The organism is Winogradskya consettensis (genome assembly GCF_018332715.1).
In the GTDB taxonomy this organism is placed as follows: domain Bacteria; phylum Actinomycetota; class Actinomycetes; order Mycobacteriales; family Micromonosporaceae; genus Actinoplanes; species Actinoplanes consettensis.
Genome location: NZ_BOQP01000017.1, coordinates 1 through 21024, shown reverse-complemented (window position 1 = coordinate 21024; position 21024 = coordinate 1). Strand labels below are relative to the sequence as shown.

The 21024-nt window shown below is 69.2% G+C and carries 17 protein-coding genes; 4 read left to right on the top strand and 13 right to left on the bottom strand.

Annotation, left to right across the window (positions count from 1 at the left end):
• Nucleotides 1-25 precede the first annotated feature (25 nt).
• The 3 genes from Aco04nite_RS17175 to Aco04nite_RS17165 form a co-directional block, all read right to left on the bottom strand.
• The gene (locus Aco04nite_RS17175) at nucleotides 26-2401 is read right to left on the bottom strand and encodes a transglycosylase domain-containing protein (protein ID WP_244876064.1); all 2376 of its coding nucleotides are present in this window, start codon (nucleotides 2399-2401) and stop codon (nucleotides 26-28) included.
• A gap of 59 nt (nucleotides 2402-2460) precedes the next feature.
• Complete coding sequence (locus tag Aco04nite_RS17170) at nucleotides 2461-3651, bottom strand: glycosyltransferase family 4 protein (RefSeq protein ID WP_244876063.1); 1191 nt, start codon at nucleotides 3649-3651, stop codon at nucleotides 2461-2463.
• A 65-nt stretch (nucleotides 3652-3716) separates the two neighbouring features.
• Nucleotides 3717-4625 carry an aminoglycoside phosphotransferase family protein gene (locus Aco04nite_RS17165; RefSeq protein WP_212998239.1) on the bottom strand — a complete coding sequence of 303 codons (909 nt, stop codon included), beginning with the start codon at nucleotides 4623-4625 and terminating at the stop codon, nucleotides 3717-3719.
• A gap of 235 nt (nucleotides 4626-4860) precedes the next feature.
• On the opposite strand from Aco04nite_RS17165, the gene Aco04nite_RS17160 reads away from it, so the two are divergent.
• The 3 genes from Aco04nite_RS17160 to Aco04nite_RS17150 all read left to right on the top strand — a co-directional run bounded on the left by Aco04nite_RS17160 (nucleotide 4861) and on the right by Aco04nite_RS17150 (nucleotide 7141).
• Nucleotides 4861-5544, top strand: coding sequence for a response regulator transcription factor (locus tag Aco04nite_RS17160; protein WP_212998238.1), 684 nt, complete (start codon nucleotides 4861-4863; stop codon nucleotides 5542-5544).
• A 144-nt stretch (nucleotides 5545-5688) separates the two neighbouring features.
• Nucleotides 5689-6303: a hypothetical protein gene (locus Aco04nite_RS17155; protein WP_212998237.1), complete on the top strand. Its 615-nt coding sequence runs from the start codon at nucleotides 5689-5691 to the stop codon at nucleotides 6301-6303.
• Nucleotides 6304-6316: 13 nt separating this feature from the next.
• Nucleotides 6317-7141, top strand: coding sequence for a hypothetical protein (locus Aco04nite_RS17150; RefSeq protein WP_212998236.1), 825 nt, complete (start codon nucleotides 6317-6319; stop codon nucleotides 7139-7141).
• Between the two features lie 86 nt (nucleotides 7142-7227).
• Here the strand turns inward: Aco04nite_RS17150 and Aco04nite_RS17145 are convergent, their stop codons facing one another.
• The 9 genes from Aco04nite_RS17145 to Aco04nite_RS17105 all read right to left on the bottom strand — a co-directional run bounded on the left by Aco04nite_RS17145 (nucleotide 7228) and on the right by Aco04nite_RS17105 (nucleotide 17249).
• Entirely contained in the window at nucleotides 7228-8052 is an 825-nt protein-coding gene (locus tag Aco04nite_RS17145; RefSeq protein ID WP_244876062.1) for an SDR family oxidoreductase, read from the bottom strand.
• On the bottom strand, nucleotides 8049-9191 hold the full coding sequence (locus tag Aco04nite_RS17140) for an NAD(P)/FAD-dependent oxidoreductase (protein WP_212998235.1): 1143 nt from the start codon (nucleotides 9189-9191) through the stop codon (nucleotides 8049-8051). Before Aco04nite_RS17140 ends, Aco04nite_RS17145 begins: the two co-directional genes overlap by 4 nt.
• On the bottom strand, nucleotides 9188-9385 hold the full coding sequence (locus tag Aco04nite_RS17135) for a ferredoxin (protein ID WP_212998561.1): 198 nt from the start codon (nucleotides 9383-9385) through the stop codon (nucleotides 9188-9190). Before Aco04nite_RS17135 ends, Aco04nite_RS17140 begins: the two co-directional genes overlap by 4 nt.
• Nucleotides 9386-9400: 15 nt before the next feature.
• Nucleotides 9401-10612, bottom strand: coding sequence for a cytochrome P450 (locus Aco04nite_RS17130; protein WP_244876061.1), 1212 nt, complete (start codon nucleotides 10610-10612; stop codon nucleotides 9401-9403).
• Nucleotides 10613-11686: 1074 nt separating this feature from the next.
• On the bottom strand, nucleotides 11687-12196 hold the full coding sequence (locus Aco04nite_RS17125) for a hypothetical protein (RefSeq protein ID WP_212998234.1): 510 nt from the start codon (nucleotides 12194-12196) through the stop codon (nucleotides 11687-11689).
• A 9-nt stretch (nucleotides 12197-12205) separates the two neighbouring features.
• Complete coding sequence (locus Aco04nite_RS17120) at nucleotides 12206-12865, bottom strand: hypothetical protein (protein ID WP_212998233.1); 660 nt, start codon at nucleotides 12863-12865, stop codon at nucleotides 12206-12208.
• 10 nt (nucleotides 12866-12875) lie between these two features.
• Nucleotides 12876-15236 carry an aminopeptidase N gene (gene pepN / locus Aco04nite_RS17115; protein ID WP_212998232.1) on the bottom strand — a complete coding sequence of 787 codons (2361 nt, stop codon included), beginning with the start codon at nucleotides 15234-15236 and terminating at the stop codon, nucleotides 12876-12878.
• Nucleotides 15237-15306: 70 nt separating this feature from the next.
• Nucleotides 15307-16413, bottom strand: a complete 1107-nt coding sequence (locus Aco04nite_RS17110; RefSeq protein ID WP_212998231.1) for a sugar ABC transporter substrate-binding protein — start codon at nucleotides 16411-16413, stop codon at nucleotides 15307-15309.
• A gap of 116 nt (nucleotides 16414-16529) precedes the next feature.
• Nucleotides 16530-17249 (bottom strand): SemiSWEET transporter, encoded by a 720-nt coding sequence (locus Aco04nite_RS17105; protein ID WP_244876060.1) that lies wholly within the window; start codon nucleotides 17247-17249, stop codon nucleotides 16530-16532.
• Nucleotides 17250-17308: 59 nt separating this feature from the next.
• On the opposite strand from Aco04nite_RS17105, the gene add reads away from it, so the two are divergent.
• Nucleotides 17309-18307: an adenosine deaminase gene (add, locus tag Aco04nite_RS17100; protein ID WP_244876059.1), complete on the top strand. Its 999-nt coding sequence runs from the start codon at nucleotides 17309-17311 to the stop codon at nucleotides 18305-18307.
• Nucleotides 18308-18614: 307 nt separating this feature from the next.
• Here add and Aco04nite_RS17095 read toward each other — a convergent pair whose 3' ends face one another.
• Nucleotides 18615-19604 carry an ADP-ribosylglycohydrolase family protein gene (locus Aco04nite_RS17095; RefSeq protein ID WP_212998230.1) on the bottom strand — a complete coding sequence of 330 codons (990 nt, stop codon included), beginning with the start codon at nucleotides 19602-19604 and terminating at the stop codon, nucleotides 18615-18617.
• Nucleotides 19605-21024 lie beyond the last annotated feature (1420 nt).

Sequence of the window (21024 nt, the reverse complement as noted above, 5' to 3'; positions counted from 1 at the left end):
CCGCCTGGGGTTCAGCGCGATGGTGCTACCGGCCCGGTCCGCCGCCAGGAGTGCCGCCCGGGCCGCCCGGGCCGGCCGGTGCCCCCGAGGGGCCGGCACCGCTCGGGGCGGGACCGCTGCTGACCTGGATGGCGACGAAGCCACCCTTGACGGTCTGGCCCGAGGGTTCCGTGCCCGCGGCCTGGCCCTTGGGGCAGTCGGAGGCGACCTCGGTGCCGACCGTGGCGGTGAAGCCGGCGTCCTCGACCCGGCTCTTGGCCGCGTCGACGCTGGTGCATTTCACGCCCGGGATCGAGACCTGTTCGCCCTTGGAGATCTTCGTGCCCTTGGGTTTCTTGAACTCGACCTTGTCCTTGCCCTTCATGATGTCGCGCAGCGTGTCCTCGACCGCGGGGTTCACGACGTCGTGGCGCATCGTGTAGGGGTGGTTCTGGTAGTCCGGGTTGACCAGGTAGCCGGCGACGACCATCGAGTTCGTGCCGATGATCAGGGACGCGGTCTTGTCGCCGTCGGTGGTGCCGGTCTTGCCGAAGATGGGGTGCTTGACGACGCCGCGCGCGGTGCCGGCGGTGGTGTGGCCGCCGCACGAGCCGAGCTGGGCCTGGTCGCCGACGGGGCAGCGGGCCGCGTCGATGGTCGCGCGGGCGACGTCGGCGGAGGTGGCCCGGGTGCAGTGTTTCTTGCCGACGTCGATCTTCGTGCCGTCGTGCTCGGTGATCTGCTGGATGGGCGTCGGCTCGCAGTACATGCCGTCGGCGGCCAGCGTGGCGTAGGCGTTGGCCATGTCGAGCGGTGTCGACGCCGAGACGCCCAGCGTGAACGAGCCCCAGTCGTGCGCGTACTTGGTGGCCAGCTCGTTGTCGTTGGGCTCGCGGAACTTCACGCCGAACTTCTGGGCGATCTTCACGACCTTCTCCGCGCCGACCCGTTCCTCCAGGGGCACGAAGTACGTGTTGACCGAGCTGCCGAAGCCCGTCCACATGTTGTACGGGCCCTTCTCGCTCTGCGACGCGTTCGCCGGGCAGTAGTGCCCGTTGCATTCGGCGGGTGCGCCGGAGTCGAGATAGGTGGGCGACTTGTAGCGGTACTCGGTGTTGATGGGGTACGCCAGCGGGTAGCCGGCCTCCAGTGCCGCGACCATGGTGAACATCTTGAACACCGAGCCGGCCTGATAGCCGTTGATGTCACCGCCACCGCTGAGCAGCGGGTTGGTGGTGTTCGGATACGTGGACTTGACCTTCGCGGCCTTCTTCTTCGGGTCCGACGAGAGCGGGTTCTTGCCGTCGTCGAGCTTGAAGTTGCGGTTGGCGGCGAGCGCCTTGACCTGGCCGGTGCCGGGCTCCACCGCGGCGAGCAGCAGCGCGTCCCGGTCCTTGTTGCCGATCATGTCCTTGATGTTGTCCTTCGCGGCGGCCGTCGCCTTGACGTCCATCGTCGCCCGGATCGTGTAGCCGCCGGTCTTGAGCCGCCGTTCCCGGTCGTACGTCGTCTTGCCGAACTCCTCGCGGCTCATCCACCAGCGGTAGAAGTAGTCGCAGAAGAAGCCCCAGCTGTTGTTCTTCGTCGCGGCGCAGCCGTTGCCGGTGCGCTTCGTCGTGTGCGGGACCTTGGTCTTGATGCCGTCGTCGTACTGCTTCTGAGTGATGTAGTGCAGGTCGAGCATGTTCTTCATGACCCAGTCACGCCGGCCCACGGCCTTCGGGTACTTGGTGGGGTCGGTCGGGTCGAAGCCGTCCGTGGCCTTCACCATCCCGGCGAGCAGCGCTGCCTCGGGGACGGTGAGGTTCTTGGGGCTCTTCTGGAAGTAGACCTGCGCGGCGGCGGCGACGCCGTACGCGCCGTTGCCGAAGGGCGCCTTGTTCAGGTAGCCCTGCAGGATCTCCTCCTTCGACATCTCCTTCTCGACCTGCATCGCGTACTTGATCTCGTTGATCTTGCGTTTCGGGGTGTCCGCCGTGGCATCGACGACGGCCTGCCAGTTCGGCGCCGAGTACGACAGCGACATCCGCACGTACTGCATCGTCAGCGTGGAGGCACCCTGCTGGCCCTCGTTGGAGTCGCTGTTGTTGCTGACGAATGCCCGCGCGACCCCCTTGAGGTCGACGCCGTTGTGGTCGTAGAACTTGTGGTCCTCGGCCGAGACGATCGCGTTCAGCATGTTCGGCGAGATGTCCTTCACCGGGACGACGTTGCGGAACTCGTCGTAGAAGACGGCGATCTCGGTCTTCCCGTCGGCCGCCACCATCCGGCTGAACTGCGGTGCGTCGGTCTCCTTCAGCTCGCTGGGCAGGGCCGCGAAGGACTCACCGCCGGCCTTGGCCGCCAATCCGGACATCGCCACCGCCGGGAAGGCCGCCGCCGCCACGACGACCCCCGACAGCAGCCCACAGATCGTGAGCATTCCGGCATTGGTAAAGAAATTGTGTTCGCGTGGGCGCATCGGTTCCCCGGGATCGAACGTTATGACGGTCGCGGCGGAGGGTACCGGGTGCCCGCAAGCTCCACGAAGATCGACTCCCACTGGGCGGCGATCTCCGGCATGGCGTAACGGCCGCCGGTCGCCACCGCGGCATGGCTCATCGTCTCCCGCAGCGCGGCGTCGCCGATCAGCTTGGACAGCCCCGTGGCCAGGGCTTCGACGTCCTCCGCGGGCACGAGCAGACCGTTGACCCCGTCCTCGACGACCTCGCGCGGCCCGGTCGGGCAGTCGAACGCGACCGCGGGCAGCCCGGCCGCCATCGCTTCGAGCAGCACCATCGGCAGCCCCTCCCGTCGCGAGCTCAGTGCGAAGACCGAGGCCTTGTCCAGCTCGGCGTCGAGGTTCCGGGTCAGGCCACGCAGGCGTACGGTCCCGGCCAGGCCGGCCTCCTCGATCTGCGCGGTCAGCCTGGCCCGCAGCTTGCCCTCACCGAAGATGTCCAGCCGCCACCCGGGATGCTCCGCGTGCACCTGCCCGAAGGCCTCGATCAGCAGGTCAAAACCCTTCTGCCCGTTCAATCGCCCCGCTGCCAGCACTGTGGGTGACCGATCAGATCCGTCGGGTACGCCGAGACGTGGCGGAACGCCGTTCGCCACCCGCACGATCCGTACGCCCGGCAGCGCCGCCTCCCACTCCCCGAGGTCGGCCCGCGTCAGCACACCCACCACGTCGAGCCGCGGATACGCCTTCAGGATCGCCGCTCGCAGCCCCGGCTTGTAGCTGCCCAGATTGAGATGGTCCTGCCCGACCCGCACCACCTTCCGCGGCGCGAACCACGCGGACAACATGTTCAGCGCGGGCCGGGTGGTGACGAGCACCCCGTCGCGCTGCGCCCGGAAATACCGGATCACGGCGGCGTCGACGAGCGGATCCCAGCGCTTATAACGGAAGTCGTGCCGGTGCGCCAGCGGGGTCCGGAACCGCCTCGTCTTGCGCCAGAACCGCGAATTCGTCCCGGCCGGATCGGTCCACCGCGACCCGTCCTCCCGCAGGTCGGTCAGCGTGACGAGCCGCACCCGGGGGTCGAGCGCGAAAACGGGCGCCTCCCGGGACCGGTAGACGCTGACAACCTCGACCTCGTGCGTCTCGCACATCGCATTCGCCTGATTCACGACCGTGCGGATCGTGCCCCCGGCCCCGTATGCGTTGTGGAGCACGTACCGTATTTTCACGGCCACAACATATTGCCCGCCGTCAACCTCCGCGACCCCGTCGATTCACCGACAATTCGCTGTTTCTACCGCAATCGGTCATGGGCGAACTCGGCGATGATCTGGTCGATGACGTGTTTCGCGTCCGGCTCGCCGCCGGTGTGGAGGACTACGGCTTTCCACAATGCCCAGCCGGCGCCGCGCAGCCACATCGCCGGGTCCGCGGCCAGACGCTCGCGCAGGACCGCGCGGCTGGGCCCGGTCAGTAGCGTCCACGCGATCGCCAGATCGCAGGAGGGGTCGCCGACGCCGCACGTGCCGAAGTCGATGACCGCGCTGAGCTCACCGCCGGTGGTCAGCAGGTTGCCGGGCGCGATATCGCCGTGGAACCACACCGGCCGCCCGGACCAGCCTGTCGCCAGCGCCGCCTGCCAGACGCGGGTGATGTCGTCGCGCAGGCTGGTGTCGTCCAGTGTCGCGAGGGCGCGGGTCATCAGGGGGTCGTAGTTTCGCAGTGGTCCGCCGCGGAACCAGTTGTGCAGGCCCGGCTCGGGGCCGCCGGCAGGGTCCACCTGCTGCAGCGCCAGGAGGAAGCCGGCCAGCGTGGCGGCGAAGGCGTCCAGGTCGGCGATCGGAGCCAGGGTCGCGGGTTCGCCCTCGATCCAGCGGTAGACCGACCATTGCCACGGGTAGTCGTCGCCTGGCGCACCGAGGCCCAGCGGGACGGGAACGGGGAGCGGCAGGTGCGGGGCGAGAGCGGGCAGCCACCGCTGTTCCTTGGCGACGGCGTGCGCGTATTCGGCGGCGCTGGGTAGTCGGACCAGCATGGACTCCCCGAGGCGGAAGGTCCGGTTGTCCCATCCCGCGGCCGGTACGGGCCGGACCGGGAGCTGCGACCACTGCGGGAACTGCGTGGCGATCAGGCGGCGGACCTGCGCGGCGCCGACCTCGATGCGCTGGGGGACAGGCCCGACGACGTCCGGTTCGGTGGTCATCCGGCGAACTCTTGCGTCCGTCCGCCGCGGCGGCAACCATTTTTCCCTGAACCCGCGCCAGGGCTGAACCGCGCCAAGGCTGAACCGTGCAAAGGCGGGTAATAAGGTTGATCCACTTCAATCGGCTGACTTAAAACAGGAGATACTACGGAGGGACGACGACCAGGCGGCGGACGGGGACGACGCTGAACGTGTGCACCCCGGACGACATCACCACGAGACGGATGGTCTACGCATGCATGACAGTCCCATCGAGCGGCACCGTCACCGGCTGCTCGTGGTCGCCCCCGATCCCGACCTGCTCGAGTCCCTGGTCACGCCGCTGGGGCTGGCCGGATACGGGGTGGCGGCGACCGGGACCGGCGCCGAGGCGCTCGCGATGTACCGTGCCCAGCGCTTCGACCTGATCATCGTCGACGACACCGTGCCCGACGTGGAGGATCTCGGCTCGCGGCTGCGGCTCACGCCGGAGGACCGCCCGCCGATCCTGTGCCTGACCACGTGCGAGCAGCTCGACCGGCTGGTGCCGGAGCTCGGTTCGCGGGTCGAGGACTACGTGACCAAGCCGTGCCGGATCACCGAGCTTCTCGCGCGTACCCATGTGTTGCTGCGCGACCACGCACCCAGCCGGCGTGTCGGGCCGCTCTGTCACGGGGATCTGCTGCTCGACGACGCGGTCTGCCGGGCGTGGCGGGGCGAGCGGCCGCTCGACCTGACGGCCGCCGAGTACAGGCTCCTGCGCTACCTGCTGATCAACGCCGGTCAGGTGCTGACCAAGGAGCAGCTCGCCTGGCAGGTCTGGGGCGAGTCCCGCGACGCGAACGCCATCGAACGGCTCGTCTCCCGGCTGCGCCAGAAGGTCGACGCCGAGGGGCCGGCGATGATCCAGACCCGGCGTGGTTTTGGCTATTCGTTGTAGCGCAACGGGTTTGCCGCCTTCGTCCTCATAGGACGAATTTGCCGCACGGGACATCGTGAACGGCAAATGAACCGTAGCCTGCCCTCAGGTAACTGGAGGAGGGCGCACATGCGTCGATTCGCTTAGTCCACAGTGGCCTCAATAATGATCATTTCCCTCGTCGCTGTCTCCGCGCCGGCCCAGGCCGCACCGAGCTACGACGGGATCGTGCCGACCCAGGCGTACAACTACGTCTGCGTCAACGCCACGATCAACACCGCGGTGGTCTGTCAGACCGATAACGCCGACGTCTACTGGTACGCCGACAGCAACGACCCGGGCGAGCTCGAGACGGACGACCAGGACGCCGTCCGTTCCATGCTCGCGGACGAATATTCTCCGACCGACATCGCCATCCACTACGACTCCAGTCCCGTCTTCGAGGGCGACGCCGAGACCGATCTCATCTACCAGGAGGGCGAGGCCGCCCAGCCGGTCCCCTCGGGATACTGGGGCGTGACCTGGTGCAACGGCCAGGCCCCGGCCACCTACGAATGCGATCAGACCTACGTCCGGATCGCCTCGCCCGACGGGTACCGCATCCACGGCGGTTCGATCGCCTGTCACGAGACCGGGCACGCCGTCGGCCTGGTGCACGGCAACGACGCCTACCCTTATGTCGACCCCGGTGCGGCCGGGCTCGGGTGCATGGTCAACGAGGACGAGTTCCCGTCCGCGCTGGGCGCGAACAACGCCTACTTCATCAACTACACGTACTGATCGGGAGGGTGTCATGCGACTTTTTCACATCGGGGCCCTGGCCTTGGCGGTCAGTGCTGTGACGCTCGGAGCCGCGGGATGTTCCGCGGACCGGACAACCGCGGCGCCTGCTGCCGCCCAGGCCGGTAGGGGTGCGCCGGCTGCCGCCCAGGCCGCTGAGGGTGCGCCGGCAAAAGCCGTCGAGGGCGCGCCCGCCGCGGAGACCGTCGTCCTGGGCTCCGGCCGGGATCGCACGGCCAGCCGGACCGCCGCCGACTGGAAGACCTACGCCGACCATGTCCTGGTCGTCACGGTCGCGGGGGAGACCCGCGTCGAGCCCAGCAGGCTCGAGGTGGAACGCGGTGAGGGCATGATCGGCCGCACCGTGCAACTGCGGATCGACAAGGTGCTCTGGTCGGCACCGGACGCTCCGCAGAAGGCTCCCGCGACGCTGAAGGTGGCCGCCGCGGGCTGGGTCTTCAACAACAACGAGGGCAAGGCCGCCGGGGTGAAGTTCGCCATGGAGGATTCGTCCCGCCTCGAGGTGGGTCACACCTACGTCAAGGCCGTCGAGTGGGTCGACGACGCCTGCTCGGCCGATCCCGCCGTGGGCACCTGGGAAGGTCTCGGCTCGGGCGACACCATCCCCTACGACAAGGGCGTCGTGGGAGCCGGTGAGTTCGAGGGCCGCACGCAGACCCTGGACCAGGCGAAAGCCAAGTTCGGTGCCGGCGAGTCCACGCTGCGCCCGCAACTGGCCGGCGGCCCGGTCGACACCCTGGTCAGCAACCTGAAGGCAGCCCCGGCGCGCGCGGAGACCGACCACGGCTCCCGCGAATGCGACCCGGCCGACAAGTAACAGTTGTCCGATCCGGGTGCCTCGCCCTCCACGGGCGGGGCACCCGGGCGGTTTGCACTCCGTGGGCGGTGCACCCGGGCGGCTCGTTAAGCGGGCTCGCGGTGCCAGCGGATCCAGGCGGCCTGGCCGCCGTCGATGAGCAGGTCGGTGCCCGTGACGTAGAGCGACTCCGGCCCGGTGAGGTACGCCGCGGCCGCCGCGATCTCGGCCGGGGTCCCGGTGCGGCCCGCGCCGCACGCTTCCACCATGGCCATCATGTGTACGCCTGAAGCCGTCCTCGACTCCGCCGCGGCCATCGCCGTGGAGATCACCCCGGGGCTGATCGTGTTGATCCGGGCACCACGCAGGTTCCACGCCAGTGCCGCGGCCTGGACGCGTAGGTGATTGCCCCGTTTGGCCAGCATGTACGCCGCGAGCGGATCGTCGCCGACGGCCCGGACCACGTCGAGGGTCCGGAGCTCCGCGGCGGGTGCCAGCGCGAGCGCCCGTTCGTCACCCGGGGCGACGGTGGCGTAGTGCCCGGCCATGCTGGACACGCAGACCAGCGCAGTGCCCGGGCCGGCGACCTCGCCGAACGCGTCGATGACGTGTGCGGTGCCGACCAGGTCGACCTCGATGATCGCCTTCGCGGTGCCGGTCGCGGCCGACACCCCGGCGGTGTGCACGATCGCGGTGAGCCGCCCCGCGTCGGCCGCCGCAGCGGCGAGTTTGGCCACAGCCGCGGCGTCCGAGACGTCCGTCAGCCGGCCGGTCGCCGCGTATCCCGCGGCCCGCAACGAATCCACCGCCTGCTCCAGGGCCGGCGCCGAGGCGTCCGCCAGGATCACCGTGCGGCCGCTGCCGAGACGCCGGGCCACGGCAAGACCCATCCCGCCCGCTCCCGTGACGACCACGACGTCGGATCCGGTCACCGTTCCTCCTTGGTCAGAGCGACCCGCCAGGCGCGGATCGCCTTGGGCGGCATGCCTACGGCGAGGACGCCGACGAGCCGGCCCGCTCTGCTGTACGCGGCCACGAAACGCCGGTCCGCGAGCGCGCCGTCGACGATCTCCACGCTGTCGTGGCCACGCAGATAGCCGTACGCCTGGATCTTCATGTCGTACTGGTCGGACCAGAAGTACGGGATGGGGTCGAACGGCTTGCCCTCGCCGGGGTGCAGCAGGTTCCGGGCGGCCGCCATGCCCTGCTCCGCCGCGTTGGTGCGGTGCTCGACGCGCATGGTCTCGCCGAAACGCGGATTGTGCCAGCGCGCGACGTCCCCAGCTGCGTAGACGTCCGGTGCCGCCGCGCTGAACTCGTCGCAGACCACCCCGTCGGCCACGGTCAGGCCGCTGCCGTCCAGCCAGGCGGTGTTGGGGATCGAGCCGACCGCGACCAGCACCTCGTCGGCTTCCACGAGCGTGCCGTCGGCCAGGCGTACGCCGGACTCGGTCACCGCCGAGACCGCGACACCGGTCCGCAGATCGACGCCGTGCTCGCGATGCACCTCCGCGAACACCTGGCCGACCTGCGTGCCGACGGCATGCGCCAGCGGCACGGGCGCGGGCTCCAGCAGGACGACGTCGCAGCCCAGCCCCCGCGCGACCGCCGCCGACTCCGCACCGAGGAAACCGGCACCGACCACCACGAGCCGGCGGCCCGGTCCGAGCCGTTTCCGCAGGGCCAGAGCATCATCGACCGTACGCATGACGTGCGCTCCCTGCCCCGGAAGCCGCCGCGGACGCACCCCGGTCGCGATGACCAGCCCGTCGTAGGGCACCCGGGTGCCGTCCGCCAGTGCGACCGTGCGCCCGGCCAGATCCAGCCCGGTCGCGCCGACCCCCAGGCGCAGATCAAGATCAAGGGCTGCGAGCTCGATCTCCGTACGCAGCACCAGCCGGTCCGGCTCCCACTGCGAGGCGAGGATCTGCTTGGAGAGCGGCGGGCGGTCGTACGGTGCGGCGAGCTCCTCACCGATCAGAGTGAGCTTCCCGGCGTACCCCTGCCTCCTGAGGGTTTCGGCCGCGGCAAGACCCGCAGCCGATGCACCCACGACGACTGCTTCCTTCACCGCTCCACCAGCTTGATGGCGGCCGCCGGGCACACCGCCGCCGCCTCCCGCACCTCGTCCTCCTGCTCCGGTCCGGGCTCGGCGTCGAGCACGATCGCCACACCGTCCTCGTCGCGCTGGTCGAACACGTCGGGGGCGACCATCACGCACTGCCCGGCGGCGACGCACTTGGGCTCGTCCAGTTCGATTCGCATGCTCATGCGGGCTCCTTACCAGGTGACGGGCAGAGACTTGAGGCCGTACGCGACGCCCTCCATGGCAAACTCGACGTCCTCGAACGGGACGGCGAGGGCGAGCGTCGGGATCCGCCGGTAGAGCGTCCCGTAGGCGATCTGCAGCTCGACCCGGGCCAGCGACTGCCCGAGACACTGGTGCACGCCGTATCCGAACGCGTGATGCTGCCGCGCGGTCCTCGTGAGATCGAGCTTCTCCGGCTCGGGGAACTCCTCGGCGTCCCAGTCGGCGCCGGACAGGTCGAAGATGATCCCGTCCCCGGCCCGGATCGTCCTGCCACGAAGCTCGATGTCCTCACTCGCGATCCGCCTGATCCCGGTGTGCACAATGGTCAGATATCGCAGCAGCTCCTCCACCGCGTTCGCCACGAGCTTCGGGTCGTCGCTCTCCCGCAGCAGGGCCAACTGATCGGGGTTCCGCAGCAGCGCCAGCGTGCCCAGCGAAATCATGCTGGCACTGGTCTCATGCCCGGCGATGAGGATCGCCACACCCATGTGGACAGCCTCGCTGGCCGTCATCTCCCCGGCCCTGACCCGTGCCCCCATCTCCGAGAGCACATCCCCGGCCGGCTCGGCCATCTTCTGCTGCAACAACTCACCGAGATACGCGGCAAGCGCCCCACCCGCCGCCGCAGCCTCCTCGGGCGTCGACTCGTGACTGATGGTCTTGCTGCTGTTGACCTGGAAGAACTTATGATCCGCATACGGCACGCCGAGCAGCTCGGTGATCACGATGGTCGGCACTGCCAGCCCGATCGACTGCACCAGATCCGCCGGCTTCGGCCCCGCGAGCATGTCATCGATCAGCCCGTCGAAAACCTCCTGGATCCGCGGCCGCATCGCCTCCACCCGCTTCACCATGAACGGCCCGTTGACCGTCCGCCGCAACCGCGTGTGCTCCGGAGCGTCGGTATTCGTGATCAGCGCCGGCGTGTGCTTCGCCGCCTCCGCCCGCCCCCGCGTCATGTGCGGAAACCCGGGCCGCGTCTCCTCGATGCTCAGCCGCGGATCGTTGAGCAACGCCCGCTGATCAGCATGCCGAGTGATGAACCACGGCTCACTGCCATCCCAGATCCGCACCTTCCCGACCGGATCCTCCCGCGTCATGGTCCGCACGGTGGCAGCCGGCGCGAAGGGACACTTCGCCTCCCGCTGCATCGGATAATCCGGCACCACACTGTCGCTCATAGATCTCCTCCACCAGGATCACCAAAACCCGATGAACCCATGCAAACACCCCGCCCTGACACCCCCCGGACACCAACCTGACACGAAGCTGACGTGACCCACCTCACAGCCCCACCTGGAGCGGCCCGATCCTGGAGCGGCCCGATCCTGGAGCGGCCCGATCCTGGAGCGGCCCGATCCTGGAGCGGCCCGATCCTGGAGCGGCCCGATCCTGGAGCGGCCCGATCCTGGAGCGGCCCGATCCTGGAGCGGCCCGACCCTGGAGCGGCCCGACCCTCGATCCACATGGGAAGGTCCCGGCGGCGGCACGCGACGGAGAGCGGCCACGGCTGGTTCGACCACTCCGGCCGGCCGTTCGCATGCGTCGCACAAGCGTTGGTCGTGTTCCCGAACCGCCGCGGTCCGGGCCGAAGCGACTCGGCCCCGCCACAGTCGGCTGAGGCGGCATCCCCACCCCGTCAGCGCACCGGCGGTTCACCGAGTGGGTCGAGCACGGCGTCTTCACCAGCAGACCGGGGCAAGCCCGGACTCAGGATCCACGCGATCAGCGACCGGCAGGGCCTTGCCGCTGCATATGGTGGTGGCTGCTGCCAACGTCGACGACCATCCCGTGCTCGACGATGTGCCCGAAGGCATCCCCTGGCAGCGATCTTCTACGTCCTGCGGACCGTCTGCGCCCGGGATGCGCTACCCGCTTCGTTCGGGATCTCCATCCCGCCAGCGCACCGGCGGTTCACCGAGTAGGTCGAGCCCGGCGTCTTCACCACCTGGCAAGCTGCACGCCGACAAACCACCTGGCAAGCTGCACGCCGACAAGGGCGACGGCTATCTGGCTCGCCGGATCCTGCTGGATCGAATGGTGCCTGCCATGGATCACCCGGCTCCGGCGCCTGTCGCGCCGTGACGACACCAAGAGTTCCCGCTTCACCGCATTCACCACCGCGGCCTGCGCTCTCATCCGCCTACCGCCGTGCCGGCACGCAAGGCGGCAACAAGCCGTGACGAGATGAAGGGCGGCTTCCGGGCGCGTGCGAATCCGTGCCGAATGCGGGCACGCTCACGCCACCGCACGGGTCAGGGCTGGTAGAGCTCGGCGATTCTGACCAGGGTGCCGGCCTTGAGGGTGATGCTGACCGCGGCGTTGTCGGCGGCGAGGCGGGACATGTAGCCGGTGGTGGACTTGCAGGTGCTGCCGCCGGTCATGGTGCCGGCGCAGCTGCCGTCGCCGATGTCTCGCATGTCGAGTTTGGTGGCCATCGGGAGGGTGACGCGGGTGTTGCTGGCGTCGATGACGACTTCCTGGGAGCAGCGGGCCTCGACGGGGGAGATGTGCAGGGCTTTGCAGTAGTCGGGGCCGGTCTGGAAGATGATCGGTTCGACGACGGCGGCCTTGTTGGCGGGGTCGAAGGAGAGCAGGTTGGCGGTGGTGGTGATGTCGCCGGTCAGTTCGGGGAAGGTGGGCAGCAGCCGGGTCGGTGAGGCGGCCGGGGACGCCTGTGCGCTGGGGCTCACCGTGGGGGTGGCGCCGCAGGCCGCGACGGGCAGCAGGAGCAGCAGCGGTACGGGTAGGAGGTGTCGGCGCATCGTCGTCTCTCAGAACGTGGAGAGTTCGATGTGGCCGTCGGGCAGGCGGGTGCCGGCGGCGTCGTACGCTCCGAGGTCGGTCCATTGGCTGCTGTCGTGCACGTCGGCGGGGTCGAACCAGAAGACGGTCTGGTGGGGGTCCTCGCTCCAGGTGGCCAGGTGCGCCTCGATGGTGCGGTTCACCTCGCGGACCGTGATCCTGGCGGGGGTGCCGGAGTAGTAGCCGAACGCGGGCTGGACGGATTTGTCGAGGAGGTCCATCTGGGCCTGCATCGGGTGGAAACCGGGGTCCGTGGCCTTGCCCTCGTACTCGCTGATGGTCAGGTCCTCGCGGACGACGTTCTTCGGCAGGCGCACGCCGATGGCGAACCCGAAGGCGCTGGTCTCGTTCACGATCCTGCCGGTGACCCCGAAGATGACGTACGGGTTGCCGTCCGCGTCCTCGAGCCCGCCGAGGTCGATGACGTCGCCGAGCGGGCCCTTGGCGCCGTTCTCGGTGTCGATCTTCGGCTTGGGGGCCTTCGTGGTGGGCGAGGGCGCCACCGACGAGGCGCTCGGCGCGCCGGCCTCCCAGGTCGGGCTGGTGCCGGGCGCGGCGCATCCGGCGGCCAGGACCATCGAGGCGGCCAGCGAGGCGGTGGCCGCGACACCGGCGTGGATCGTTCTCATCGACCGCACCTTATCGGATCGGCGCTGCCCCGCGGTCGTCCAGCTCGTCCTCCCAGTGGCGGCGCAGGACGGTGGGGAGGTCACCGCGCAGCTCCTCGCGTACCAAATCAAGATCTTGACCGGTCAGGGGGTGGGTGGGGAAAGCCCGGCCGACGGCGGCGGCGAACGCGGAGCCGCGACGGGCCAGTGCCGGGGCGGCCGCGAGATAGGGCGCGATGGGCTGGGGCCGGGAGGGGGACCAGAATCCGGCGGCCAGGGCCCGGAAACGGCGAGCGGAGACCTGGGGATCCTCGGTCATCGCGGCCCAGGCCTCGGCTTTCGCCTCCGCGGTGGGGCGGGCGGCCAGGGCGGTGGCGGCGCCGAGGTCACCCGCGGCGGTGCCGTCCCGCAGCCGCTCGGCCTCGATCTGAGCGGCGTCGAGACCGCCGAGCTCGGCCAGCCGGTGCACGACGGACCAGCGCAGATCCGGGTCGAGGAGCAGCTTCTGGTCGGTGGCGCCGGTGTCCAGCCAGCGGTGCAGCATCGCGGTGTCGCTCGTGCTCCACGCGAGCCCCCGGGCCAGGGCGATCGCGCGCTGCTCGTCCGGCTCGTCGTCCGTCGTGCAGGCCGCGGCGACCACTTCCAGAGCGGTGGGTACGTCCGTTCGGCGGAGGAGGTCGTTCAGGGTGCGGTCGAGGGCAGCGGTCACCAGGGTCGGCGACGGCTCGCGGGGCAGCTGACGCGCGATCAGGTCGAGGTGTGCGGCGGCGGGCGCCCGGTCGAGCAGCGTCGCCCACAGCACCGCCCGGACCAGCGGGTCCGGCAGGTCGGCCAGCCCGCGCGTCACGGCATCGTACGAGTACGGGTCCAGCTCGATCCGGGCGAACGTCTCGCCGTACGCGTTGGGCACCACGACCAGCCCCGCCCACTCGGGCAGCTCCAGCGGCTCCTCCGCGAGATCGACCATCCGCGACCCGACCAGCTCGAGCCCGGGGGAGTATGCGGTAACGGTGAACCGGTGCGGGCGTACGCCGTCGCGGGTCAGGACCGGAACGTCCCCGTGCCGGGCCACCCGGATCGTGTCGTGGCCCGCCTTGCGCAACCACACCTCGGCCCAGCCGCGCACGTCACGCGGTGAGCGGGCGTCGAGGGCCGACAGCAGGTCCTCGAGGGTGGCGTTGCCGAACGCATGGGCGGTGAGGTGCGCGTTGACCCCGGCGAGGAAGTCCACCGGTCCCAGCCAGGTCACGAGCTGCCGGAGGACGGCGTTGCCCTTGCCGTACGAGATGGCGTCGAAGATCGTCCAGCCGGTGGCCGTGTCGGGCACGTCCTCGGCGGCCGGGGCGACCGGGTGCGTGGACCGGCGGCGGTCGGCCCGGTAGGCGCCGGGTTTGAAGGCGGCCTCGAACGACACGCGCGCCCCGGCGTACCCGGCGACGGTCTCCGCGACCTCGAAGCCCATGTAGTCCGCGAAGGACTCGTTGAGCCACGCGTCCTCCCACCACACCGGCGAGACCAGGTCCGCGAACCACATGTGGGACATCTCGTGCGCGATCACCATCGCCTGCTTGTGGCGGTCGCCATCGGTGGCCCGCTCGCGCGGCAGCAGGTTCTCGCTGACCGTGACGCAGCCGGGGTTCTCCATCGCGCCCCAGTTCAGCTCGGGCACGAAGACCTGGTCGTACGAGCCGAACGGGAACGGCTCGTCGAAGACCGCCGTGTAGTGGTCGTAGCAGACCTCGGTGATCCGGCGCAGCTCCGCGGCGTCGCGCTCCAGCGCCCCGGCAAGTGTCCGGCGGGCGTGCCAGCCCATGGGCAGCCCGCGATGCTCCCACCGGATCGAGTGGTACGGCCCGGCCACGACGACGAACTGGTCGCACGGGATCGGCGGCGTCGCGGCGAACGTGCCGGGGCCCGTGGGCAGGCCGTTCGAGAGGATCGTCCACGCCGGATCCGCTGTCACGCGTACCGTGATGGGGGCTTTGAGGTCGATCTGATCGAAGCAGGCGAACAGTCGCTGGGTGACGTCCAGTCCCAGATACCCGCCGACGTAACGCTCGCCGTCCACCGGGTCGATGAACGTGTGCATGCCCTCGCCGTCCGTGACGTAGCGCAGCCGGGCGTCCACAACGACTTCGTGCGTGCCGGGTGCCAGGCCGTCGAGGGAGATCCGCTTCCCGTCGTACGCCGGCAGAGCGGTATCGCCGTTGATCGTCACCTGGAGTTCCTCGGCCCGGTGCAGCTCGAGGAACGTGTCACCGCCCCGGGTCCGGAACCGTACGGTTGCCCGGCTCCGGAACGCGTCCGGCGACCTGACGTCGAACTCGAGGTCGTAGGAGACGGCGGAGAGCATGGCGGCCCGGGCGCGGGCCTCGTCCAGAGTCAGCGACACCCCGACATTGTGTACGAAGGAGCCCCGGCCGCGTCGCGACCGGGGCTCTGCTTCCTACTGCGTGTGTTGCCTACTTGATGCCCGCAGCTGTGCAGGGCTCGACGAAGCGGCCGGTGCAGACGGCCTTCTTGGTGACGAAGCCGTCCGCGATGACCGAGGCGACGTTCTTCTTCATGATGGACTTCGGCTTCAGCAGCACGGCCGGGATGAACGCGCCCGACACGGGGTCCTTGGCCCGACCGTCGGCCGCGACCTTCTCACCCTTGAACAGGCCGATCGCGAGGTTGGCGGCGGCCGTGGCCTCGTCCTTGATCGGCTTGTAGACGGTCATGCACTGGTCGCCGACGAGGATGTTCTGCAGACCCTGCACCTCGGCGTCCTGCCCGGTGACCGGCACGATGCCGTTGACCTTGCGCTCCTTGAGGATCTGGATCGCAGCGCTGGCGATGGTGTCGTTGGCCGCGAGCACGCCGTCGATCTGCCCGGCGGTCGTGTTGAAGATCTCGCGGAAGACGGTCACCGCCTCCTCGCGCTTCCAGTCGGCGACGGCCTGCTCCGGACCCTTCATGTACTCGCCGGAGTCGAACTTCTCCTGCAGGACGGTGTCCGCGCCCTCCTTGAACAGGGTGGCGTTGTTGTCCGTCGTCGAACCGTTGAGGTAGACGATGCGCGGGATCTTCTTCCCCTTGGCGGTCACGCACTTGACCAGCCCGACGGCCTGCAGCCGGCCGACCTCCTCGTTGTCGAAGCTGACGTAGTAGTCAGCGCCGCCGTTGAGGGTGAGCCGGTCGTAGTCGATCGTCTTGACGCCGTTGGCCCGGGCCTTCTCCAGCACGTACGCGCCGCTGTCGGGGTCCAGGTTGGCGATCATCAGCACGGTGACGCCGTCGGCGATCATGCGGTCGCCGATCTTCTTGAAGTTCGCGCCGTCGCCCTGCGCGTTCTCGATCTCCACCGGCACGTCGGCGGCGTCGAACGCGGCCTTCAGCAGCTTCGGGTCGTCCGTTCCCCAGCGCTGGCTGGTGGTGGTGTCGGGCAGGATGACACCGACCTTGCCGGTGCCGTCACCACCGCGGGTAGGCACCGATGCGGCGCTGTCGCCGTCATCGCTGCAGGCGGCCGTGCCGCCCAGAGTGAGCATGCCGACTGCCGCGAGGGCAACGAGGTTACGACGCACTTGATCTCCTCCAGGGGCGAAACGCGGCAAAGGCTACCAGCGCCCGGTGGCGAGATTATTTCGGAGACCACGGTCGTGACCCAAGTGTTGCCGTCCGTAGCGTTTGCGCTGCTAGATCACGCGGCTGCCACGCGTGCCACACCGCGAGCACGGACAGTGGTGGTACGAACGGCCGACGTCCGGGTGGACGTAAAGAGAACCCAGCAGACGATCAGCGCGCTTGTGAGACCGACCATCGCCGACGCCCAGACGGCCGGCTGACCGGTGCTCAGCCCGTACGTCATCCAGGACGCGCAGGCCGCGGCGGCCAGCCGCCAGCGCAGCGCCGACAGTCCACTCATGTCCTGCTCGCGGTCGCGCAGCAGCGACAACGGCTGCGGAATCGCGGAGACGAACGACGTCCCGGCGAGCACCAGACCGAGGAACGCGGCGGCCTGGTGGCTGCTCGCGGCGGTCAGCCACGTCGCGGCGGCGCTGCCCAGGGTCGCGGTCAGGATGCCGGCCGCGCCCGCTGCGCTCGTTGCCAGCTTGCGGCGCTGCCGGAGATGACTCTGCTTGATCAGTACGGTCGTCAGCACCGCAAGTCCCGCACCGCCCGTGACGGCGTTCGTGATGATCTGCACCGTCTCGCCGGTCAGGGCCCCGTACGTGATCCATCCGACCGGCATCGCCACACCCAGGAAGCAGGCGGAGGCGTTGAGACCGTTCGTCTGACCCTTGGCGCAGGAACGCCACACCTGGGGCCAGGGAAGAGCGATGGACAGGGCGGCGCCGACATAGCCGAGCAGGGCGAAGGTATGCATGATCCGTTTCCGGTAGGCGGTGTTCGTGGACACCAGTCCCATCGCCCGGCCCCCGGCGCGCCTGACAAGATCAACACGTGAGAGGTGCCACGGTGGAAAGCCACCGTTTCGCACCCAAGTTCCGAGGAGAGCTGACGATGCTGCCGCTGATCGACCTGCACCGACACCTCGAAGGCTCCGTACGCTCCAGCACCTTCCTCGACATCGCCCACCGCGACGGCCACCCCCTCGCCGCGGCACCGGACCCCCGCAACGCCCTGGTCGCCACGCCCGGCACCCCGGGCGGACTCCTCCCGTACCTGGCCAAGGTCGACGACCAGATCGGCGTCCTCGCCACCCTCCCGGACTGGCACCGCGCCGCCCAGGAGGCCGTCGACGACGCCTTCAACGACGGCCTCGACTACGTGGAGTTCCGCTTCAGCCCGTACTTCATCCAGCAGCAGACCGGCCTCGCCCCGGAAGCCGTCATCGACGCCGTCTCCTCAGGCACCGCGGCAGCCTCCGCCCGCACCGGCCTCCCCGTCGGCCTCATCGCCACCATCCTGCGAGACCTCGGCCCTGACCTGGCTCTCTCCCAGATCCGGACCTTCCTCACCCGCCGCGACGTCTGGTGCGGGGTGGACCTGGCCGGAAACGAGGCGGGCTACGAGGCCGCCCTGTTCACACCCGCCTTCCAGCAGGCCCGCGACGCCGGCCTCCACATCACGATCCACGCCGGCGAGGCAGCAGGCCCCGAAAGCGTCCGCGCCGCCGTCCAGGCCCTCGGCGCCGAACGCATCGGACACGGCGTCCGCGCCGCCGAGGATCCCGCGCTGATGGACTCACTCGCCGCCGCCGGAATCACCCTCGAATGCGCCCTCACCAGCAACACCCAAACCGGCGCCGCCCCCAACTACGCCAACCACCAGATCCACCAGCTCCTCGCCGCCGGCGTCCCCGTCACCCTCAACACCGACAACCCCCGAGTCAGCAACACCACCCTCTCCCACGAACACACCCTCGCCCACCACGCCACCGGCCTCACCCCCGCCCAACTCCACACCGTCGCGCACCACTCCGTCACGGCCGCCTTCACCGACCTCCAGCTCTGACGCGGTCGCCTTGATCGACCTCCAGGGTCTGACGCAATCGCCTTGATCGACCTCCAGGGTCTGACGCGGTCGCCTTGATCGACCTCCCGGGTCTGCCGCGGTCGTTTGATCGACCTCCCGGGTCTGACGCAGTCGCTTTCATCGACCTGCAGGTGACGCAGCCTTCTTCGCGGACCTCCGGCTCTGACGCAGTAGCTGCCCGGCTACTGCTGGTGCGGGCGTTGCAGTACTGGTCCGGTCCGGTTCCATCCGTTCTGGCTATTTGTGTGGCTTTGTGCGCGTTGGACCGATGTCCACGGCCCGTGGTTCAGTCCCAGGCCGCGCCGAGACGGGACAGACGGTCTGCGTACTCGATCCGGTCCTGCCACTCGTCAGGCCAGGCCGCCATCCCGAGCGACGCCCCCGCGAACGAGCCGGCGAGGCAGGCGATCGAATCCGAGTCGCCACTGGTCGCCGCGGCACGTCCCAGGACAGCAACCGGCTCACCGGGCGAGACCAGGTAGCAGTAGAGCGCGGTCGCGAGCGCCTCCTCGGCAACCCACCCCGCACCGGTAGCGCGGCATGGATCGCCCTCATGCCGCCCGGCGGCCAACGCCGCTCGCACGCGCTCAAGAGCGTCTGCACACTCGTCCCAGCCGTGCGCCATGAACGTCCGCGGCGAGGAGACACCGGGCTGCCGCCAGAGCTCACCGAGCCAGTCACCGCGGTAGTTCGTGCGTTCCTCGGCACACCGCTGTCTGAGCGCGCCCACCAACTCATCGGGTGCCAGCCCACCACGAAGCCAGAACACGGCAAAAGCGGTGAGCTCACTCGCCGCCAACGCAGTCGGATGCCCATGCGTGAGCGCCGCCTGCAACTGCGCCGCCCCAGCCCGCTGCTCATCGCTGATCCCCGGCACCAGCCCAACCGGAGTAACCCGCATGTTCGCGCCGCACCCTTTGGACCCGACCTGTGTCGCTTCCACCCAAGGAAGCCCCTCCGCCAACCCGACACACGCATGAAGGCACGTCATCCCCGGCGACCGAGTGTTGTCCGGACTCCTGAGCCACTCAACAAACCGCCGCCGCAACACCGGCTCCAGCACCTCCGCCGCCACTGTCGCAACCTCAAGCAACGCCTCCCCAACGGCCAGCGCCATCTGAGTGTCATCCGTAACCCGCGCCGGCACCCCGACCAACTCCCGAGGCCCACCCGGCCCATAAGCGGCAACGATCGACCCGTAGTCCTGAAACTCTGTCGGCCTGCCCAGCGAGTCCCCATAGGACAAACCAAACAGAGACCCCGCCGCAGTACGCATACCGCCACTGTAGAAAGCCGTCAGCCAGTCCTTCGCTCCCAGTCCTTCGCTCCCAGTCCTTCGCTCCCAGCCCGTTGTTCTCCGTTTCTCGCCTCCGCCGCTCGGCTCCCCGCGCTCGGCTCCCCGCGCTCGGCTCCCCGCGCTCGGCTCCCCGCGCTCGGCTCTCGGGTCTGGGGTCTCGGCTTCCAGGCCTGATACCCCGGCCTCGAGCCCGGGCAGCGCGGGCGGCTCCTTCCGGCATCGCCAGAGTCGAAAGCGGGACGAAGGGCTCTGAACCCCCGGTCGGCATGCCAGTACGCAGCCCCATGCGTCTTCGGGCCGAACGCGTGTGCCTGGCTGACGACTCTGAGCACTGCAAGAACTTGGCTCTGCCCCCGGGTCCAGACGAAGCGAGCCTTTCCCCGCGTAGTGGCTCAGTGGAGCCGCCCACATACGTCGCTCATCATCGCTGACATAAAGCGTCACCTCATCACCACCACCCCATTCCAGGAGCTGCACTCGAATACCGCATAACATTACCGCGAAGGCCGTCGGCATCGCCGCCATAATGTTGCTCAGGTCACGTCGGCGTATTGCATGTTCTGCGTCACTCGGATTGGCATGATCAAATGTCGATCAAGGTGGAACGATCATAATGAGTGGCGCGATAATCGTCGCATGGGACAGTTGCAAATCTTCAGTCGGGCCCAGGTGGCGGCAATGCGCGACAGAACGAAGTCGCGCAATTACTCCGCCGCCCGGGACGAATTCCGTCTCGAGCACAAAAACCGCCGTGCTTGGGGCAAGTACAGGCTGCACACCGAGCGCCTCAGGCAGCTACGTGCCGCTGACGGAGGCTCCCCCACGCACCGGAGCGGCCTCCCGTGGGACGAGATCGCCCGCATTCAGCCCCCACCACAGAACCCACGCCCCCCAAGCGAACCGGGGAGGCCCCCTGTGTCCGGAGCTGCATCCACGCCGGAGCCCGCGTCCAAGCCCTTGCCAGCTCCCACCCGCACAGGTGCGCACGAGCTCGCCTCGTCAGAGTCCATGACGCCGCATACGCGCGCTGCCATGCCCGCGCTGGAGCCCGTGCAGAGATTCGTCGCGCCCTACACTGCTGCGACCCCCCAATCTGCGACTGTTCTCGCCTCCGGACCTGAACCTCTGTGTGCGCATATGTCATCACCTGCGCCGGCGCCAACGCCTTTGCCATCCGGTCCGCTACCCGAGTCGGCACCGGATCCGGCACCCGGTCCGGCGCCCGTGTCGGCACCCGGTCCGGCACCCGTGGCAGCGCGGCCTCCCGGATCGGCGCTCGTGTCATCGTCCGCACTCGGTCTTGGACCTAGGTCTGCACAACCGCGCAAGCTCGCGGCCCAGCCAGGATGCGAGTGGACGTCCCCACCAAAGCGAGGCGTGGACTCGGACCTGGACTCGG

What these genes read in the sequence shown, in the direction of transcription:
- Aco04nite_RS17175 (WP_244876064.1), bottom strand. Translation starts at nt 2,401, where the DNA reads ATGCTCACGATCTGTGGGCTGCTGTCGGGGGTCGTCGTGGCGGCGGCG.
- Aco04nite_RS17165 (WP_212998239.1), bottom strand. Translation starts at nt 4,625, where the DNA reads ATGACCACCGAACCGGACGTCGTCGGGCCTGTCCCCCAGCGCATCGAG.
- Aco04nite_RS17160 (WP_212998238.1), top strand. Translation starts at nt 4,861, where the DNA reads ATGCATGACAGTCCCATCGAGCGGCACCGTCACCGGCTGCTCGTGGTC.
- Aco04nite_RS17155 (WP_212998237.1), top strand. Translation starts at nt 5,689, where the DNA reads ATGATCATTTCCCTCGTCGCTGTCTCCGCGCCGGCCCAGGCCGCACCG.
- Aco04nite_RS17150 (WP_212998236.1), top strand. Translation starts at nt 6,317, where the DNA reads ATGCGACTTTTTCACATCGGGGCCCTGGCCTTGGCGGTCAGTGCTGTG.
- Aco04nite_RS17135 (WP_212998561.1), bottom strand. Translation starts at nt 9,385, where the DNA reads ATGCGAATCGAACTGGACGAGCCCAAGTGCGTCGCCGCCGGGCAGTGC.
- Aco04nite_RS17130 (WP_244876061.1), bottom strand. Translation starts at nt 10,612, where the DNA reads ATGAGCGACAGTGTGGTGCCGGATTATCCGATGCAGCGGGAGGCGAAG.
- Aco04nite_RS17125 (WP_212998234.1), bottom strand. Translation starts at nt 12,196, where the DNA reads ATGCGCCGACACCTCCTACCCGTACCGCTGCTGCTCCTGCTGCCCGTC.
- Aco04nite_RS17120 (WP_212998233.1), bottom strand. Translation starts at nt 12,865, where the DNA reads ATGAGAACGATCCACGCCGGTGTCGCGGCCACCGCCTCGCTGGCCGCC.
- Aco04nite_RS17095 (WP_212998230.1), bottom strand. Translation starts at nt 19,604, where the DNA reads ATGCGTACTGCGGCGGGGTCTCTGTTTGGTTTGTCCTATGGGGACTCG.